The sequence below is a fragment of the Paenirhizobium selenitireducens ATCC BAA-1503 genome (genome assembly GCF_000518785.1).
In the GTDB taxonomy this organism is placed as follows: Bacteria; Pseudomonadota; Alphaproteobacteria; order Rhizobiales; family Rhizobiaceae; genus Allorhizobium; species Allorhizobium selenitireducens.
Window position 1 is genome coordinate 441,926 of the sequence record NZ_JAEG01000002.1, and the last position, 16,614, is coordinate 458,539.

At 65.3% G+C, this 16,614-nt stretch carries 19 protein-coding genes; 14 read left to right on the plus strand and 5 right to left on the minus strand.

Going from position 1 to position 16,614, the window contains the following annotated elements:
* Window positions 1-131: 131 nt before the first annotated feature.
* The 3 genes from L867_RS0106645 to L867_RS27675 all read left to right on the plus strand — a co-directional run bounded on the left by L867_RS0106645 (window position 132) and on the right by L867_RS27675 (window position 2,024).
* Complete coding sequence (locus L867_RS0106645) at window positions 132-830, plus strand: phosphatidylserine decarboxylase (RefSeq protein WP_028736152.1); 699 nt, start codon at window positions 132-134, stop codon at window positions 828-830.
* 20 nt (window positions 831-850) lie between these two features.
* A complete protein-coding gene (gene pssA / locus L867_RS0106650; protein ID WP_028736153.1) occupies window positions 851-1,702 on the plus strand; it encodes a CDP-diacylglycerol--serine O-phosphatidyltransferase in 852 nt (283 codons plus the stop codon).
* A gap of 184 nt (window positions 1,703-1,886) precedes the next feature.
* Window positions 1,887-2,024: a hypothetical protein gene (locus tag L867_RS27675; protein ID WP_169734066.1), complete on the plus strand. Its 138-nt coding sequence runs from the start codon at window positions 1,887-1,889 to the stop codon at window positions 2,022-2,024.
* A gap of 3 nt (window positions 2,025-2,027) precedes the next feature.
* Here the strand turns inward: L867_RS27675 and L867_RS0106660 are convergent, their stop codons facing one another.
* Complete coding sequence (locus L867_RS0106660; protein ID WP_028736154.1) at window positions 2,028-2,792, minus strand: SOS response-associated peptidase; 765 nt, start codon at window positions 2,790-2,792, stop codon at window positions 2,028-2,030.
* 148 nt (window positions 2,793-2,940) lie between these two features.
* Here L867_RS0106660 and L867_RS0106665 point away from each other — a divergent pair, with 148 nt between their 5' ends.
* The 9 genes from L867_RS0106665 (at window position 2,941) to L867_RS28120 (ending at window position 8,352) form a co-directional block, all read left to right on the plus strand.
* The gene (locus L867_RS0106665; RefSeq protein ID WP_028736155.1) at window positions 2,941-3,360 is read left to right on the plus strand and encodes an NUDIX hydrolase; all 420 of its coding nucleotides are present in this window, start codon (window positions 2,941-2,943) and stop codon (window positions 3,358-3,360) included.
* A gap of 93 nt (window positions 3,361-3,453) precedes the next feature.
* Complete coding sequence (locus tag L867_RS0106670; protein ID WP_408605958.1) at window positions 3,454-3,855, plus strand: TIGR02301 family protein; 402 nt, start codon at window positions 3,454-3,456, stop codon at window positions 3,853-3,855.
* Window positions 3,856-3,954: 99 nt separating this feature from the next.
* Window positions 3,955-4,212 carry a hypothetical protein gene (locus L867_RS0106675; protein ID WP_028736157.1) on the plus strand — a complete coding sequence of 86 codons (258 nt, stop codon included), beginning with the start codon at window positions 3,955-3,957 and terminating at the stop codon, window positions 4,210-4,212.
* Between the two features lie 107 nt (window positions 4,213-4,319).
* Entirely contained in the window at window positions 4,320-4,991 is a 672-nt protein-coding gene (locus L867_RS0106680; protein WP_232363900.1) for a hypothetical protein, read from the plus strand.
* Between the two features lie 133 nt (window positions 4,992-5,124).
* Window positions 5,125-5,964 (plus strand): CAF17-like 4Fe-4S cluster assembly/insertion protein YgfZ, encoded by an 840-nt coding sequence (ygfZ, locus tag L867_RS0106685; protein WP_028736159.1) that lies wholly within the window; start codon window positions 5,125-5,127, stop codon window positions 5,962-5,964.
* Between the two features lie 3 nt (window positions 5,965-5,967).
* The gene (locus tag L867_RS0106690; protein WP_028736160.1) at window positions 5,968-6,597 is read left to right on the plus strand and encodes an HD domain-containing protein; all 630 of its coding nucleotides are present in this window, start codon (window positions 5,968-5,970) and stop codon (window positions 6,595-6,597) included.
* Window positions 6,594-7,127: a tyrosine phosphatase family protein gene (locus L867_RS0106695; protein WP_028736161.1), complete on the plus strand. Its 534-nt coding sequence runs from the start codon at window positions 6,594-6,596 to the stop codon at window positions 7,125-7,127. Before L867_RS0106690 ends, L867_RS0106695 begins: the two co-directional genes overlap by 4 nt.
* Window positions 7,124-8,095, plus strand: a complete 972-nt coding sequence (locus L867_RS0106700; protein WP_028736162.1) for an NUDIX hydrolase — start codon at window positions 7,124-7,126, stop codon at window positions 8,093-8,095. Before L867_RS0106695 ends, L867_RS0106700 begins: the two co-directional genes overlap by 4 nt.
* A gap of 128 nt (window positions 8,096-8,223) precedes the next feature.
* Window positions 8,224-8,352, plus strand: coding sequence for a hypothetical protein (locus L867_RS28120; RefSeq protein ID WP_269748257.1), 129 nt, complete (start codon window positions 8,224-8,226; stop codon window positions 8,350-8,352).
* A 31-nt stretch (window positions 8,353-8,383) separates the two neighbouring features.
* On the opposite strand, the gene L867_RS26360 is transcribed toward L867_RS28120, so the two are convergent.
* From L867_RS26360 to nadA, 4 genes are all read right to left on the minus strand, one after another.
* The gene (locus L867_RS26360) at window positions 8,384-9,010 is read right to left on the minus strand and encodes an EF-hand domain-containing protein (RefSeq protein ID WP_028736163.1); all 627 of its coding nucleotides are present in this window, start codon (window positions 9,008-9,010) and stop codon (window positions 8,384-8,386) included.
* A 245-nt stretch (window positions 9,011-9,255) separates the two neighbouring features.
* Complete coding sequence (gene nadC, locus L867_RS0106715; RefSeq protein ID WP_028736164.1) at window positions 9,256-10,161, minus strand: carboxylating nicotinate-nucleotide diphosphorylase; 906 nt, start codon at window positions 10,159-10,161, stop codon at window positions 9,256-9,258.
* 22 nt (window positions 10,162-10,183) lie between these two features.
* Window positions 10,184-11,776 (minus strand): L-aspartate oxidase, encoded by a 1,593-nt coding sequence (locus L867_RS0106720; RefSeq protein WP_028736165.1) that lies wholly within the window; start codon window positions 11,774-11,776, stop codon window positions 10,184-10,186.
* A 35-nt stretch (window positions 11,777-11,811) separates the two neighbouring features.
* Window positions 11,812-12,891 carry a quinolinate synthase NadA gene (nadA, locus tag L867_RS24740; protein ID WP_037172698.1) on the minus strand — a complete coding sequence of 360 codons (1,080 nt, stop codon included), beginning with the start codon at window positions 12,889-12,891 and terminating at the stop codon, window positions 11,812-11,814.
* Between the two features lie 231 nt (window positions 12,892-13,122).
* On the opposite strand from nadA, the gene L867_RS24745 reads away from it, so the two are divergent.
* On the plus strand, window positions 13,123-15,891 hold the full coding sequence (locus L867_RS24745) for a DUF2339 domain-containing protein (protein ID WP_037172699.1): 2,769 nt from the start codon (window positions 13,123-13,125) through the stop codon (window positions 15,889-15,891).
* Window positions 15,892-15,960: 69 nt separating this feature from the next.
* Window positions 15,961-16,614, plus strand: a complete 654-nt coding sequence (locus tag L867_RS0106735; RefSeq protein ID WP_028736166.1) for an HD domain-containing protein — start codon at window positions 15,961-15,963, stop codon at window positions 16,612-16,614.

Sequence of the window (16,614 nt, forward strand, 5' to 3'; positions counted from 1 at the left end):
CAACTACCAAAAATGGTCACGATGTGACGCCATTTGCCGCGTCCTTCGGTTTCGGTGGCTTGAGCATTGCCCCCGGCGCGCTTTCGGGGTAGTCAGCCACGTCGATCCTTTGCAGCGAAACGGGGTTTTTCATGGATCTGTTCGAGAGTATCCGTAAGGCTATCGTGCCTGTGCACAAGGAGGGCTACCCCTTCGTCGCCATCTTCTTCGTGGCGTCCCTGATCCTCGGCTGGATGTTCGAGCCGCTCTTCTGGATCGGCATGGTGCTGACCCTGTGGTGCGCCTATTTCTTCCGCGATCCGGAGCGGGTCACGCCGCAGGATGACGATCTCGTCGTCAGCCCGGCCGACGGTCGCGTCTCCGCCATCCAGATGACCGTTCCGCCCGAGGAACTGCATCTCGGCACCGAACCCATGCTGCGCATCTCGATCTTCATGAACGTGTTCAACTGCCATGTGAACCGCTCACCGATGCGCGGCCGCATCGCCAATATCGTCTACCGCGAGGGCAGTTTTCTCAACGCCGAGCTGGACAAGGCGAGCGAAGAGAACGAACGCAACGGCCTCGTCATCGAAACCAGCCACGGCGACCTCGGCGTCGTGCAGGTCGCCGGCCTCGTCGCGCGCCGCATCGTCTGCTGGGCCAATCCGAACGACCCGCTGGCCGCCGGCGAGCGTTTCGGCCTCATCCGTTTCGGTTCGCGCCTCGACGTATTCGTGCCGGCCGGCGCGGAACCGCGCGTGTCCATCGGCCAGACCGCAATCGCCGGCGAGACGGTGATCGCCGAGTTCGGCTCGGCCAAGGGACCCGTCGTCAGCCGCCGCAGCTGAGGCCAGGGAGGACACGCCGCATGCAGACGCCAAAGCCGCCGGCCGACGAGAACGGGCAAAATGATCGCGCACGCGGCCCTCGCCTTCGCGAGATCCCCTTGCGACTGCTCGTGCCGAACCTGATTACGGTGCTGGCCATCTGCGCCGGTTTGACCGGCATTCGGCTGGCCTTCGAGAACCGCTATGAACTGGCGGTCATGATGGTGCTTGCCGCAGCTTTCCTCGACGGCATCGACGGGCGCATTGCGCGCATGATGAAGGCGACGTCCAAGTTCGGCGCGCAGATGGATTCACTCGCCGACATCGTCAATTTCGGTGTCGCCCCTGCCCTCGTGCTCTACGTCTTCATCCTCGACCAGGCCCGCTCGTTCGGCTGGATCGCGGCGCTGATCTACGCCATTGCCGCGGGGCTGCGTCTTGCCCGCTTCAACGTCATGGCCGAGCGCGAGACCAAGGTTCCTTGGCAATCGGAATTCTTCGTCGGCGTGCCTGCTCCGGCCGGAGCCATGCTGGTGCTGCTGCCGGTCTATCTCGGCTTCCTCGGCGTCCCTCCGAGCGCGCCTGTCGCCTTTGCCGGCGCCATCTACACCATTCTGATCGCCTATCTGCTGGTCAGCCGCCTGCCCGTCTGGTCGGGAAAGTCGGAGACCAGCCGCATCCGCCGCGATCTCGTCCTGCCGATGATTCTCGGCGTGGTGCTCTACGTGGCGCTGCTGATGAGCTTCACCTGGGAAGTGCTGTCGCTGACCGTGCTCGGCTATCTTCTGTCGCTGCCGTTCGGCGCCCGCTCATGGCACCGCCGCTACGGCACGCTGACCATCGGCGAGGAAGCCCCTGAAAAGGGTCTCTCCGAGATCGATCGGGGTCTCTGAGCCGCGGTTTTCGCCTAACCGCAGCCTTTTCCCGGAGAAATTTGCTCTTTTCTCGCGAAACATGGCCGCTTCTGATCAAAATTGATTTGCCTCGTGGTCTGCGCCACGCTTTTGTCGTGATCTGCTCGAATAGAGCGAAAAACAAAAACAAAAAATCATCCAGGAAACACTTCAGGAGCACGACATGACCACCAAGGCCCCCGCCGAGGCAAAGCCGGCGAACCCGAGTCTCGATTCCCACTACAGGCCGCTCGGTCTGAAGGCAGTCATCGCCGCCGCGCTGATGCTGAAGCGCAAGCCGGTCAAGAAGGCCGTCGCCTGAGGTTCAGAACAGGCTCATCTGGCCACCACCCGATGACTTCTTCTCCGGCTTGGCCACGACCAGGCTTTCCCCGACCGGGGCTTGCACCTCCGGTCCGGTATTCTTGACCTTGTTGACAAGGTCGGACACGGGCACCGCCTCGAAGAAATCCTCTTGCGCCGGCACCATGAGATCCGCCACCTCGCGCGGCTCGCGGGTCTTGCAGTCCAGCCAGCGTTCGAAATCCTCGGCCTTGATCACCACCGGCATGCGATCGTGAATGCGTCCGATCGTGCGGTTGGAGCCGACGGTCAGGATGGCACCGGTGTCGACTTCCGATCCGTCCGCCGACGACCACGTCTCCATCAGGCCGGCGAAGGCGACAATCTTGCCATGGCGCGGCTTGATCCAGTAGGCCTGCGATTTCTCGCCGCTGTCCTTGGCCGGACGATGCCATTCATAGAAGCCGGAGGCCGGGACGAGCACGCGCCGATGCCGCATGGCGGCGCGGAACGAGGCCTTGCCGATGGCCGTCTCCGAACGCGCGTTGATCAGCAGCGGGAAATCGTTCGGATCCTTCACCCAGCCGGGGATGAGCCCCCAGCGGACGAGGACCGCCTTGCGGTCCGGCAGATTGCTTCCGGCCTCCGGCCGATCGCCGGAAACGACCACCAGGATCGGCTGGGTCGGCGCGATATTGTAACGCGCCGGAAACCCTTCGAGCTCAAGCAGCCCAAGGAACTCCTGAACCTCTTCAGGTGTCGCCGTCAGTGAAAAACGTCCGCACATGCGGAATCCATCGCACTTGCCGCCGGACCGGTCAAGGCGACGGCGCGTGGCCCCGGCGCTTGCGACCAGAAGCAAAACTGGCGATAGTCGAACGGTCGATTCTCCGCCGCGCCCAGTGCACGTCGACAGCCCCCAGGAGATCCGCTTCATGCAGACCCGCCCTCGCCTTGCCTCTTCCGCCATCGTCGAACGCGAAGGCCGCTTCCTGCTCGTGCGCCGGCGCAACCCGCCGGCCGCCGATCTCTTCGCCTTTCCCGGCGGACGGGCCGAGCCCGGCGAAACGCCGGAGGAAACCGCGATCCGTGAACTGTTCGAGGAGACCGGGCTGGAGGGTCGCGCGGCGCGTCTCTTCGAAACGCTCGAACTGCTGCCCGAAGACGGCATGCCGGAAAGCCATTTCCTGCTTTCCGTCTTCCGCGTCGAGGCGGCTGCGGAAACGGTCGCCATCGCCGACGACGATGCGCTCGAGGCCGGCTGGTTCCTGCCCGAGGAGATCGCCCGCCTGCCCGTTCCCGACAGCGTGCGCGCCTGCGTCGAGAGGCTGGTCAGGGGCGGCGAAGCGGGATAAACAAGGGTTCGGCGCTCGATCGCCGACGATTTTACCGCAGCGACGACAAGGCAGGGCATGCGCGCTAGAGGATTTTCCGCCAAGGCTTTATTCGTGGCCGCCGCCCTTGCCATTGGTGCGCTTCCGGCGAATGCGCAGGCGCCCCAGGCACCCGCAGCACCGGAAGCCACGCCCGAATCGACAGAGAAGCCCGCGCCTTACGACGACAAGCTCGCCCGCCTTTCGGAGATCATCGGCGCGGTGCACTACCTGCGCAATCTGTGCGACAAGGAAGGCGAGCCCGAATGGCGCGAGGCCATGCAAGAGCTCGTGGATGCAGAGACCGGCACCGAGCCGAAAAGGCGCGCACGCATGGTCTCGGCCTACAATCGGGGATACCGCTCCTTCGCCTCGGTCTACACGACCTGCACGGCGTCGGCGATCGCCGCCGAGGGTTTCTACCGTAACGAAGGCGCAACACTGGCTGTCGAAATCGCCGCCCGTTATGGAAATTAACGATTAATTCACCTGTTTTGGTCTCGGGCCGTGTCGTTTTGATAAAAGACTGATAGTGTCATTAACAGGTGAGTAAGGACTACGCTTCGGGGAATGACCATGGAACCGCGCCGCAACGAGATCGACGACATGATCGTGCATGAGAAGACGCAGGCCGCGCTGGAATACCAGAACGAAGCCTGGGCCGACGGCATCGCGGATGGCATCGAACCGGAAATTATCGCCGACGCGGCTTTCGCCCTGGCCATGCGGGAGACCATCCGGATTCATGGTGAAAACGGCGCCGAAGCGGTGCTCGAATCGCTGCGCAGCCGTATGCTTGCCGGCGAGTTTTCGCCCGAACGTCGTGTCCAGTAACAAGATCCAGAGGCACTGCAATGCATAGCAGGCTGAAGCCCTTGTGGCACGATCGCCTCGTGCGCCTCCTTTCTGTTGCCCTGGCCATCGGTTTGACGACAGCGCCCATGCGGCCGGCCCTGGCCCTTTCCGACATTCCGCCGATCCCAGCACCCCAGCAGGACCCGACTACGCCGCAAACGCCCGCGGAAGACGAGAAGGTCGACGAGCTTCCCGATCCCGGCCTGACCGGCATTCCCGATCCCGATCCGCTGATCAAGAAGCCAGAGACGCAACAGCCTCCCGACAATGCTGACGCAGACGAGCCTCCGCCGGAAGTCATCCACGACATCACCAGGGCCCCCGAGCCGGTGCGCCGCCTGCGCGAACAGATGATCGAAGCGGCCGCTTCGGGCGACATCGAGCGGCTGCGCACGCTGATGAATCCGGGTCCCAACCAGACCCAGATCCTCATGGAGACCAGCGAGGATGCCGATCCGGTCGCCGCGCTCAAGCAATTGTCCGGCGACGACGAGGGCGCCGAAATCCTCGCCATCCTGATCGATATCCTGTCGACCGGCTTCGTGCGCGTCGATGTCGGCACACCGAACGAGACCTATGTCTGGCCCTATTTCGCCGAGAAGCCGCTGGCCATGCTGACCCCGCCGGAAAAGGTCGAACTGCTGCGCATCGTCACTGCGGGCGACTTTGCCGAGATGGAAGAACTCGGCAACTACAATTTCTTCCGGCTCGGCATCACGCCGGACGGCAAGTGGAAGTTCTTCACCGCCGGCGACTGAGTTTCTCCCAAGCGGCGTGCACTTCGGCACAACTTTCGCCGTGGATCATTTGCCGGCGGATGGCTGGAATCGATTCCCTTTTGCGATGCGATGTTCTAACTCTCGGGCATCGACCAACCGGAAGGGAACGACGATGCCCGCAGCCTCCCTGCCCGACCGCGCACTGATCCAGCTATCCGGTGCCGATGCCGAGCATTTCCTGCACAATCTGGTGACCACAGACATCGCGGCGCTGCCCCCGGGCGAGGCCTGGCCCGGCGCGCTTCTGACGCCGCAGGGCAAGATCCTGTTCGACTTTCTCGTCTGGCGCGACGGCGACGGCTTCGTGCTGGACACCGCCGTCGGCCAGCGCGAAGCGCTGATCAAGCGGCTGTCGATGTACAAGCTCCGTGCCGCTGTGGAGATCGTGCCGCTTGAGCCGACCGGCGTGACCGTCGCCTGGGGCGAGGATGTGGACGAAGCCGGTCTCGTCGATCACCGATTCGCCGTTGCCGGTGTCCGGGTCACGCGCAAGCCGGGCGGCGGACAGGCGGAAGCCTCGCAGGGTTACGACGCCTTGCGCGTGCTTGCCGGCGTCGCCGAATCCGGTTCCGATTTCGCCCTTCAGGACGCTTTTCCCCATGACGTGCTGTTCGATCTGATCGGCGGCGTCTCGTTCAAGAAGGGCTGTTATGTCGGCCAGGAGGTGGTGTCGCGCATGCAGCATCGCGGCACGGCGCGGCGCCGGGTGGTCTTGGTGACGGCGGATGCCGTCCTGCCAGCCACCGGCACGGAGCTTACCGCCGGCGGTAAACCGATCGGCACGCTCGGCACGGTCGCTGGCAATCGCGGCTTGGCCATCGTGCGGATCGACCGCGCCGGCGAGGCCATCGCCGCCGCGACGCCGATCCTTGCGGGCGAGACCACCGTCGCGCTGTCGCTTCCGGCCTGGTCCGGGCTTTCCTTTCCCACCAGCGCGGCCGAGGAGGGCTGAACCATGGCCGAGGCAGCCGCACTTTCGGGGCGCGCCTGGCAGCGCATGCTGTCCGGGCGGCGGCTCGACCTGCTCGATCCCTCGCCGCTCGACGTGGAGATTTCCGACATCGCCCATGGGCTGGCGCGCGTCGCCCGGTGGAACGGCCAGACCTCGGGCGACCATGCCTTCTCGGTCGCCCAGCACAGCCTGATGGTCGAAGACATCTTTCGCCGCATCAACCCGAAGGCGACTGCCGACGAAATGCAGATGGCGCTTTTGCACGACGGCCCGGAATACGTGATCGGCGACATGATCTCGCCGTTCAAGGCCGTGGTGGGAGGCGGCTACAAGCTGGTGGAGAAACGGCTGGAAGCGGCGATCCATTTGCGCTTCGGCCTGCCGGCGCATCCGACCCGCGCGCTGAAGGACCAGATCAAGAAGGCCGACACCATTTCCGCCTATTTCGAAGCGACCGAGCTTGCCGGCTTTGCCGAGCCGGAGGCCCGCAAGTTCTTCGGCCAGCCGCGCGGGATCGCCCGCGACAGCCTGCTGATCGCGCCGCTGCCGGCTTACCAGGCGCAGGCGCTGTTCCTCGAGCGCTTCGAGGCGATCGAGGCGGCGCGCACGGTCCACTCGAAGGCGGCGTCATGAGCCTGATCGTCGTCTCGCCGCTGTCACGCATCGCCGAACTTGCCGTTCGCCACAAGGCGCGCGAGATGATCACGCTGATGGCCGAGAGGCAGGATTTTCATCGCCCGGCGGTGATCTCGGCGGAGCGGCACCTGAAGCTCGGCGTCAACGACATCACCTTTGCCGGCACCGGCGATCTGATCGCGCCGCAGGAGCGCCATGTGCTCGAGATCATCGCGTTCGCCCGCGCCTGGGACCAGAGCGCGCCGCTGCTCATCCATTGCTGGATGGGCGTATCGCGTTCGCCCGCCGCAGCGTTGATCGCCAGCCTCGCTGTCGCACCGGACGATGACGACGAGGTGCTGGCGCTTCGGCTGCGGGCCGCCTCGCCCTATGCCACCCCGAATTCCCGCCTGATCGAGATCGGCGACAGCCTGCTTTCGCGCGGCGGACGGCTGACGGCGGCGGTCAAGGCGATCGGACGCGGCGCGGATGCCGACGGCAATGCGCCCTTCGTTCTGACCGTTCCGGTCCTGGCGGAACATTCATGACGGACCGCACCACCTCCGTCGAGATCGGCCTCAATGCGGCGATCGTCGCGGTGACCAGCGGCACTCCGCGCATTCTGGTGGTGAGCGATCCGACCAGCACTTTGGAAAGCCTGCCCTTCGGCCCGTTCGACCCCGTCCGCCACCGGACGATGGAAATGTCGCTGCGCACCACGGTCACGGCTCAGACCGAACTGCACATGGGCTATATCGAACAGCTCTACACATTCGGCGACCGGGGCCGGTACAAGATGGCCGGCGATGTCGGGCCGCATGTCGTCTCGGTCGGCTATCTGGCGCTGACCCGCATGGATCCCGCCCGCGAGGCGAGCCTCAACGCCGCGGGCGTACACTGGCGCGACTGGTACAGCTACCTGCCCTGGGAGGACTGGCGACACGGCCGGCCCGTGGTGATCGACCGGGTGATCCTGCCGGCGCTTGCGCAATGGGCGGAAGAGGACCCGAGCGAGGACAAGGCGGAGATGCGGCCGTCGCGCCGCTCGCGGCTGAAGCTCGCCTTCGGGCTAGACGATTTTCCCTTCGACGAGGAGCGGGTTCTCGAGCGCTACGAGTTGCTCTACGAGGCCGGACTGGTGGAGGAGGCCGTGCTCGACGGCCGGGTCGCGGCCCGGCGCGTGTCGGAGCCGATCGGCATAGCCATGCGCTTCGATCACCGGCGGATCGCCGCGACCGCGCTCGCGCGGCTGCGCGGCAAGATCAAGTATCGTCCGGTGGTGTTCGAACTGATGGCATCGGAGTTCACGCTGACCGAACTGCAGGCAACGGTCGAGGCCATCTCCGGCCGGCACCTGCACAAGCAGAATTTCCGCCGTCTGGTCGAGGGCGCCGAACTGGTGGAACCGACCGGCGAAATGCTCGCGACCGGCGGCCGGCCCGCCGCCCTTTTCCGCTTCCGCCGCCAAATTCTCGAGGAGCGCCCGGCGCCCGGCCTCAAGCTCGGCGGACGCTGAAGCGGACGGCGCGCGCGGCTCCAATCCGGTCGCCCGCGCTTGCCTCTGAGGTGTCCTGCCGAAAGCGCCGTAGTGCTGACGCTCGGTACTGGACGAGTACAGGGGACATCTGGCCGACCTCGCGCCAGATGATCAAATCCGTCAAGCAGGCCTTCGACGAGAACGGGATCTCCATCCCGTTCCCGCAGGTGACCTACAATGCCCGCTTGCCGGGGCTCACAGCCGCCGACGCCGCGGCCGAACGGGAAGACGCCTGAGCGCGATCACCTAGGACGGCCGAACGCCGCGTCAGAGCGACAGCTTGGTTGCCGAGGTCTCTCCGTCGTCGCCTTCGCTGCTGCCGGCATAGGCCGTGTAGGCTGCGATCACCTGCTTCATCTCCTCCAGCACGTCGAACAGGCTGACGGTATCGTCGTCCTCGTCTGAAGCGTCATCGGCCGGCGGAGGCGGCGGGCCTTCCGGACGCAGTTCCTCCATAGCATCGACGAACTGGGATTGCGTCAGGGATCCGGTGCCCTCGCCGTCGAGTTCGGCAAAGAGCGACGTGGCGTCCTCCTCGCTCATGTCCTCGGGACGGGCGGCGACGAATTCGGCTTCGGTGACCTTGCCGTCGCCGTCGGTATCGATCTTGGCGAACAGGTCGGCGGCGGACGGACGGTCATCCGCCTGCGCGTCGGCTTCGCCGCCTGCATTGGCGAGCAGCATGGCCATTACGCCGCCAGCCACCTGGGAGGCGACACCGCTTGCGGCGTTTTGATTTTCGACCGTCGGATCCTGGGTGCGCGGCGAGCCGGAGGACTTTTCCGCGGCGGCCAGTTCTTCGGCACTGATGATGCCGTCACCATTGGTATCGAGACCCGAAAGCGATGTGGAGTACAGAGAACCGCCGCTCGGCGACGAAGAAATACTGGTCATACAAATCCCCGTAAGTATCGGCTGAAAGTGCCTGTATCCGCAGTACGCTATACTCTTCCGACGGGATGACTCTGGGCTATGGGATTCGCGGTAAAGGGTCAAAAACCAATAATAATCTACAATAAGTAGTTTGCGTCGTTTCTAACATACGTCAATTGCTTGAACTCATGGAGTTTCTCGTTCGCGGCGTGACGAAAGACACCGCAATCAAGGTCTATCCACCGAGACAAAAGAACTGATTTTTGTCAGCCGATTTCCACATCGAGGCCGATGTCGAGGGTCGGCGCGGCCATGGTGACCTTGGAAGTGGAGATGTAATCGACACCCGATTCGGCAATCGCGCGGATCGTCTGGATGTTCACGTTGCCGGACGCTTCCAGCATCACGCGGCCGACGGCCGACGAATATTCGGCACCCGAGAGCCCCTGATGCAGCCGGTTGATCTCGACCGCCTCGCGCAAAAGGTCCGGCCCCATATTGTCAAGCAGGATCGCATCCGGCCGTGCGCCCAGCGCCTCGCGCATCTGGCCGAGAGTATCGACCTCCACCTCGACCTTCACCAGATGCCCGGCATAGGCGCGGGCAGCCTCGATGGCGGCGGCGACACCGCCGGCCACGGCGATATGGTTGTCCTTGATCAGAATGGCATCGTCCAGGCCGAAGCGGTGGTTGGATCCGCCGCCGAGGCGAACGGCGTATTTCTCCACCGCCCGCAGACCCGGCAGGGTTTTGCGCGTGCAGGTGACGCGGGCATGGGTGTGGGCGATCTCGGCGGCGAAACGGGCCGTATAGGTCGCGACGCCCGAAAGATGCATCAGGAAATTCAAAGCGACCCGCTCGGCCGAGAGGATGGAGCGCGCCGGACCTTCGACGCGGATGAGCGCATCGCCGGGCTTCACCCGGTCGCCGTCCGCGACCTTCGCCTGGAAGACGACCGAGGGATCGACGAGCCGGAAGGCGGCGCGCGCCAGTTCGATGCCGGCAATCACGCCGTCCTCGCGGCTGTTGAGCGCGGCCAGCGCCGTCTTTTCCGGTCCGATGGTGGCGTAGGTGGTGATGTCGCCGGCGCGGCCGAGATCCTCGATCAGCGCCGCCCGCACCTGATCCTCGACCATCAGCGGAAGCAATACGGGGCGAAGGGGCTCGGTCATCGGATACTACCTCTGTCTTGGCTCAGCCGGCGATTTCGGCGGCGATGCGTTCGGCATCCTTGAGGGTCATGAAGGTGCGGTGGCGCAGGGCCTCTACCGGTTCCGGGAAATCGGAACGGTAGTGCCCGCCGCGGCTCTCCTCGCGCTTGAGCGCAGCCGTCGCGATCAGTTTGGCGGCGATCGCCATATTGGAGAAACGCACCCGCCTGTTGATGCCTTCGAGACGAACGATCTGGCGAATCAGGTCCTTCAGGCCCTCGGCCTCGCGGATCACGCCGGCATGGGCCGACATCTCGCGGCGCAGCGCCTTCAGTTCGGCGCTGTCTTCCAGCGTCACCAGCTCGTCGTTCTCGCCGGCATCCTTCGGCCATTCATAGAGCGAGGATTCCGGCAGCATGCCCTTGATGCTCTCGGCGATCCGGGCGGCAAACACGACCGCCTCCAGCAGCGAATTGGAGGCCAGGCGGTTGGCGCCGTGCACGCCGGTCGAGGTCACCTCGCCGGCCGCCCAAAGCCCGTCGACCGTGGTCTTGCCATCGGCGTCCACCAGCACGCCGCCCATGTGGTAATGCACGGCGGGCACGACCGGGATGGGCTGGGTCACCGGGTCGATGCCCGCTGCTTTGCACGAGGCGTAGACGGTCGGGAAGAGATCGGGGAAATGCGCGCCGACCGCCTTGGTGCAATCGAGGAAGGCGCCGCGGCCGGCCTTCACCTCGGCAAAGACGCCGCGCGCCACGATGTCACGCGGCGCAAGCTCGGCATCGGCATGCAGGTCCGTCATGAAGCGATGCCCGGCGCGGTTGATCAGGATCGCACCATCGCCGCGCAGCGCCTCGGTGGCGAGCGGCGCCGGGTCCTGGCCGATGTCGATGGCGGTCGGGTGGAACTGGACGAATTCCGGATCGGCGATCATCGCACCCGCCTTGGCGGCCATGCCGACGCCGGCGCCGCGCGCCTCGGCCGGATTGGTGGTCACCTGGTAGAGATGGCCGATGCCGCCCGAGCAGAGCACCACGGCGCGGGCCGGAAAGGCGACGCGGGTCTTCGACTGGCCGGCATCCGGACGGGCGATGACGCCGGAAACGAAGCGCCCCTCGGCCACCAGTTCCTCAACGACATAGCCTTCCATCACGCGGATCGACGGCGTCTTGCGCACGGTGGCGATCAGCGCCTCCATGATGGCCCGGCCCGCCTGGTCACCCTTGACGCGGACGATGCGGCGCTCGGAATGGGCGGCCTCGCGCGACAGCAGCAGGTGGCCTTCGAGATCGCGGTCGAACGGAACGCCATAGGCGAGGAGGTCGCGGATGCGGTCCGGGCCTTCTGAGATCATCAGGCGGGCGATGCGTTCATCGACGATCCCGGCACCGGCCGCCAGCGTATCGGCAAGGTGCTTTTCAAAGGTGTCGCCCGGGCTCATCGCCGCGGCGATGCCGCCCTGCGCCCAGGCGGAAGAGGCCCCCTGGCCGATCGGGGCTGCAGCAAGCACGGTCACCGGACGCGGCGCGAGCTTCAGGGCGCAGAACAGCCCCGCCAGGCCGCCGCCGATGATGACGATGTCGTCGACGCCCTGCCAGGATTGCGGGCGCATGGATTCAAGATTCGTGGGCATTCAGGCAATCTCCGCCGGCGAGACGCCGGTCCTCGTCAATTCTTCAGATTGATCATGCGCTCGACCGCGAGGCGCGCCCGACCGGCGATCGCCGGATCGACCACGACCTCCTCCGTCATGAAGAGCAGGCTGTCGAGGATCTTCGGCAGCGTGATGCGCTTCATGTGCGGACAGAGATTACACGGCTTGACGAAGTCGACGTCGGGCACTTCCGCCTGGATGTTGGAGGCCATGGAGCATTCGGTCACCAGCAGCACACGGCCCGGGCGCTTCGTCTTGACATAGTCGATCATGCCCGAGGTCGAGCCGGCATAGTCGGAGACAGCCAGAACGCTCGGATGGCATTCCGGATGGGCGACGATCTCGATCGAGGGATCGGCCGCCTTGTATTCCATCAGCTCTTCCGCAGTGAAGCGCTCATGCACTTCGCAATGGCCCTGCCAGGTGAGGATCTTCTTGCTTGTCTGCTTGGCGACGTTCATCGCCAGATATTCGTCGGGAATGCAGAGCACCGTGTCCGACTCGAAGCTGTCGACCACGGCAACTGCATTCGACGAGGTGCAGCAGATGTCGGTCTCGGCCTTCACGTCGGCCGAGGTGTTGACATAGGTAACGACCGGCACGCCCGGATAGCGCGCCTTGAGCGCCCGCACATCGGCACCGGTAATCGATTCCGACAGCGAGCAGCCGGCCCGGCCGTCGGGGATCAGCACGGTCTTTTGCGGATTGAGCAGTTTCGAAGTCTCGGCCATGAAGTGCACGCCGCACTGGACGATGATCTCGGCATCGACCCGCGTGGCGTCGCGGGCGAGCTGCAACGAATCGCCCTTGATGTCGGCGACGCAGTGGAAGATTTCCGGCGTCTGGTAATTGTGCGCGAGGATGACCGCGCCGCGTTCCTTCTTGATGCGATTGATGGTGTGGATATAGGGCGCGAAGACCGGCCATTCGATCGCCGGGATGAAGGCCTTGACCCGCTCGTAGAAATGCTCGGTTTCCTTTGCCACCGCCGGGGTGAAGGACAGATCTGGCCGTTCCAGAACGCCGAAACGTTCCGCCGCCGTCTGCGATTGGCGCATCTGGGCAAGATTGCCGGTCCCTGAGATATGTGCCATGCCGAACCCTCTCTCCAGTTGGCAACCCACTTATGCTCAAATTGAGCAAAAATAGGATCAAAGAAAACCGGCCAGAGCCGGTGACGTTGATTTAGAAAGTTTTATGACGGTTTGCAAGGGCGATAAATCGCGCTGCCGGCTGGTTCTGCCTGTTTGGTGACCATGCTCTCTTTCCGGATTGGTGAAAACAGGTAGTGTCGTGCGATGCACGGCAAGCTGCCGAGAGGTCCCATGCTTGAACTTTTAGCGCTCATTCTGATCATCATCCTGTTCGTCAACAACCGTAGCGCCTTCAAGCGCATCGACGCGATGGAGAAGCATATCGGAACGCTGTCGGAGCAGGTCGCGCGCCTGACATCGTCCGGCGCAACCGCACCGGTGGCCGAACCGACAGAGATCGAAGCGGGCGAGCAGATCGCCCTCGCCGAGGCGCCGGCCCGGTCGCCGGACGTGCCGATTACAGCGATGGCGGACGCCACCGCCGAGGGGCAGACGGTGGCCGAGGCCCCGGCAGAGGAGCCGGCCGAGCAGCCTATCCCATCCAGGCCTGTCTTTGCCCCGGCCGCCCGGAGCGAAAGCCTGGAAAACTATCTCGGCGCGCGTTGGGCCGTCTGGGCCGGTGGTCTTGCGCTGGCGCTCGGCGGCCTCTTCCTCGTCCGTTATTCGATCGAGAGCGGCCTGCTCGGCCCCGGCGTCAGGCTTTCGCTGGCCGCCCTTTTCGGCCTGCTGCTCGTGGCGGGAGGCGAAATCGTCCGTCGCAAGGCCCTGCCCCAGGCGGCGGCGCTCTACGACAATGCGATGATCCCCGGGATCCTCACGGCGGCCGGTACCTTGTCCCTGTTCGGCGCAATCTACGCCGCGCACGGGATCTACGAATTCATCGGCCCGACCCTTGCCTTCCTGCTGCTGGCGCTCGTCGCCTTTGCCACGCTCGGCCTGTCGCTGCTGCACGGCCAGGCGCTCGCCGGTCTGGGGCTTGCTGCATCGCTCGCCACGCCCGCGCTGGTGTCCAGCACCTCGCCGAACCCGTGGACGCTGTTTTCCTTCCTCACCGTCTCGCTCGTCGCAACCGCGGCCGCGGCGCGGCTGAAAACCTGGCGCGTGGTGCCGGTTCTGGCCAATGCCGGGCTCGGGCTGTGGGCAATCGTCTACATCCTGTTCAGCGACGGGGTCGAGCTGGCGCCGGTAACGCTGGCGCTGATTGCGTTGACCGCCAGTGCGCTGCTGATCTGGCCGGCCGAAGCCTTCGAGACGGATCGGGCCGCAGACCACCTGAACTGGCCGAACCTCGGCCGCGCCTTCACCCGCAAGCCGGCCGGGCTCTGGCTGTCGGTTTCGCTTGCGGTGTTCTTTCCCGCACTTGCCATCGTCGCCGTCGGCGTGGCGGCGGATCTCAATCCGCTGTTTGCCATGGCGGCCCTGATCGCCGCGCTGGCGGCCGCCGGAGCTGCCCGTCGGGGCGCCGCCTGGCCGGCCGTCGTGGCCGCATCCAGCGCTCTTCTCTGCCTCGGGCTCAACGCCGTCGCAACGACGGACCTCGTCCAGGGATTCGACACCGGCCTTGGCGGCGACACACCGCTCCCCGGCCTGGACGGACAGTCGATGGCGATCTCGCTTGGCCTTGGCGCCGTCTTCCTGCTGTGCGGCCTTGCCTTCATTCGCCGCCGGGGTGCGGCCGATGCCGTGCTGTCGACGCTCTGGGCCGCCCTTGCGGCCGCCGTTCCGGTCACGATCGCCTCGATCAGCTTCGTGCAATACGGCGTCTATGCGCGGGACTGGACGCACGGGCTCTATGGTCTTGCGCTCGGCCTCGTGCTGCTGGGCGCGACCGAGTTTTTCGCGCGCGCCGGGCTCGCCACCACGCTTCGCCGTGGCCTCGACCTGCTGATCGCCGGCTCGTTCGCCGCCTTCGCCTTCAGCCTGCACATGCTGACCGATGGTATCGTCACCACCATCCTTCTGCCGATCCTCGGCTTCGCCTACCTGATGGCCAACCGCGTGCGGCCGTGGAGCGGTCTGCCCTGGATCATGGTTGCCGCCCTTGTCTGCGTACTCGCGAGGATCGCGTTCGACCCGACATTGGTCGGGCCGGAACATCTCTCCACGACGCCATTGTTCAATGCCCTTCTCCCCGGCTACGGCATTCCGGCGATCCTGGCGATCCTCTCGGCCTATGAATTGCGCAACTGGCCGGGCTTTCGCGTACGCAACGCGTTGCAGGGGCTCGCCAGCCTTCTCGGGCTATTGGCGGTCGCCATCCTCGTCCGACATGCGATGAACGGCGGCGTGCTCGACGACAGCGTGCCGACGCTCGGCGAACAGTCGATCTACACGCTGCTGATCACCGGGCTCTCCGGCATCCTGATGACGCTCGACCTCAAGTCGCCAAGCCCGGTCTTCCGCTATGGCTCGATGGTGGCCGGCGTGCTGTCGATGGCCAATGTGCTGGTCTTGCATCTCTTCGCGCTCAACCCGTTCTTCACCGGCGAAAGCACGGGGTCCTGGCCGCTCGTCAACCTGCTGCTGATCGGCTACCTGCTGCCCGGCCTCGCCTATGCGGGCCTCGCCTTCTACGCCCGCGACAAGCGCCCGCTCCCTTACGTGGCCGCACTCGCGATCAGCGGTGCCGTGCTCGGCTTCGCCTGGGTCACGCTCTCGGTGCGGCGATTCTGGCACGGGGAGTTCATCGCCTCCTGGAAAGGCTTCGAGCAGGCCGAGACCTACACCTATTCGGTCGCCTGGCTTGCCATCGGCGTCGGCCTTCTGGCGCTCGGCACGAAATTCGATGCACGCAGCCTGAGGCTCGCCTCGGCCGTCCTGGTGTTCATCTCCGTCGGCAAGGCCTTCCTGATCGACATGAGCCATCTCGAGGGCGTTCTGAGGGCGCTTTCCTTCATCGGCCTCGGCGTGGTGCTGATCGGCATCGGTCTCTTCTACCAGAAGATCCTGACCAACCGGCGGGCGCAGCCGGACGCCACAGTGGTGGAGGAAAACGGCTGATCACGGTTGCCATAGCCGGGCGCGGTCCCCTAGATGGTCACCGCTTCCCTTTGCCAATCTGGACCTGCCATGACGAACGGCTTTAGCGAAACCGCCTTTGACCCGCATGAGGCACTCGCCCGCGATCTCCTCGCCCACGCCGTGTCGGGCGACGACGGCTCGCACGACCTCGCCCATATCCACCGCGTCTTCCGCAACGCCATGCGCATCCACGCCGCGGAGGGCGGCAATAGCCGCGTGCTGGCGGCCGCCGTGCTGCTGCACGACTGCGTCGCGGTCGAGAAAAGCTCGCCGCTCCGGTCCCAGGCCTCGCGGCTTGCGGCCGAAAAGGCCAGCGACATCCTGGCCGGTCTTGGCTGGGACAGCGCCGAGATCGCGGCCGTCGCCCATGCGATCGCCACGCACAGCTTCTCCGCCGCCCTGGCGCCCGAGACGATTGAAGCGAAGATCCTGCAGGATGCGGACCGGCTCGATGCGATCGGCATGGTCGGAGCCGCGCGCTGCTTCTACACCGCCGGGCGCATGGGTTCGGCACTCTACGATCCGGCCGATCCCCTGGCGAAGCATCGCGCCCTTGACGACCGGGCCTTCGCCATCGACCATTTCGCCGCCAAGTTGTTCAAGCTGTCCGACAATTTCCAGACCGAGGCGGGCCGCCTGATGGCCCGCGAGCGCCACGACCGGCTGAAGACGGTCCTGGCGCAGTTAATCGACGAGATCTGA

Bases quoted from the DNA above. Each gene is read 5' to 3' on its own strand.
- L867_RS0106645 (WP_028736152.1), top strand. From the start codon at position 132: ATGGATCTGTTCGAGAGTATCCGTAAGGCTATCGTGCCTGTGCACAAG.
- pssA (WP_028736153.1), top strand. From the start codon at position 851: ATGCAGACGCCAAAGCCGCCGGCCGACGAGAACGGGCAAAATGATCGC.
- L867_RS27675 (WP_169734066.1), top strand. From the start codon at position 1,887: ATGACCACCAAGGCCCCCGCCGAGGCAAAGCCGGCGAACCCGAGTCTC.
- L867_RS0106660 (WP_028736154.1), bottom strand. From the start codon at position 2,792: ATGTGCGGACGTTTTTCACTGACGGCGACACCTGAAGAGGTTCAGGAG.
- L867_RS0106665 (WP_028736155.1), top strand. From the start codon at position 2,941: ATGCAGACCCGCCCTCGCCTTGCCTCTTCCGCCATCGTCGAACGCGAA.
- L867_RS0106675 (WP_028736157.1), top strand. From the start codon at position 3,955: ATGGAACCGCGCCGCAACGAGATCGACGACATGATCGTGCATGAGAAG.
- L867_RS0106680 (WP_232363900.1), top strand. From the start codon at position 4,320: ATGCGGCCGGCCCTGGCCCTTTCCGACATTCCGCCGATCCCAGCACCC.
- ygfZ (WP_028736159.1), top strand. From the start codon at position 5,125: ATGCCCGCAGCCTCCCTGCCCGACCGCGCACTGATCCAGCTATCCGGT.
- L867_RS0106690 (WP_028736160.1), top strand. From the start codon at position 5,968: ATGGCCGAGGCAGCCGCACTTTCGGGGCGCGCCTGGCAGCGCATGCTG.
- L867_RS0106695 (WP_028736161.1), top strand. From the start codon at position 6,594: ATGAGCCTGATCGTCGTCTCGCCGCTGTCACGCATCGCCGAACTTGCC.
- L867_RS0106700 (WP_028736162.1), top strand. From the start codon at position 7,124: ATGACGGACCGCACCACCTCCGTCGAGATCGGCCTCAATGCGGCGATC.
- L867_RS28120 (WP_269748257.1), top strand. From the start codon at position 8,224: ATGATCAAATCCGTCAAGCAGGCCTTCGACGAGAACGGGATCTCCATC.
- L867_RS26360 (WP_028736163.1), bottom strand. From the start codon at position 9,010: ATGACCAGTATTTCTTCGTCGCCGAGCGGCGGTTCTCTGTACTCCACA.
- nadC (WP_028736164.1), bottom strand. From the start codon at position 10,161: ATGACCGAGCCCCTTCGCCCCGTATTGCTTCCGCTGATGGTCGAGGAT.
- L867_RS0106720 (WP_028736165.1), bottom strand. From the start codon at position 11,776: ATGCCCACGAATCTTGAATCCATGCGCCCGCAATCCTGGCAGGGCGTC.
- nadA (WP_037172698.1), bottom strand. From the start codon at position 12,891: ATGGCACATATCTCAGGGACCGGCAATCTTGCCCAGATGCGCCAATCG.
- L867_RS24745 (WP_037172699.1), top strand. From the start codon at position 13,123: ATGCTTGAACTTTTAGCGCTCATTCTGATCATCATCCTGTTCGTCAAC.
- L867_RS0106735 (WP_028736166.1), top strand. From the start codon at position 15,961: ATGACGAACGGCTTTAGCGAAACCGCCTTTGACCCGCATGAGGCACTC.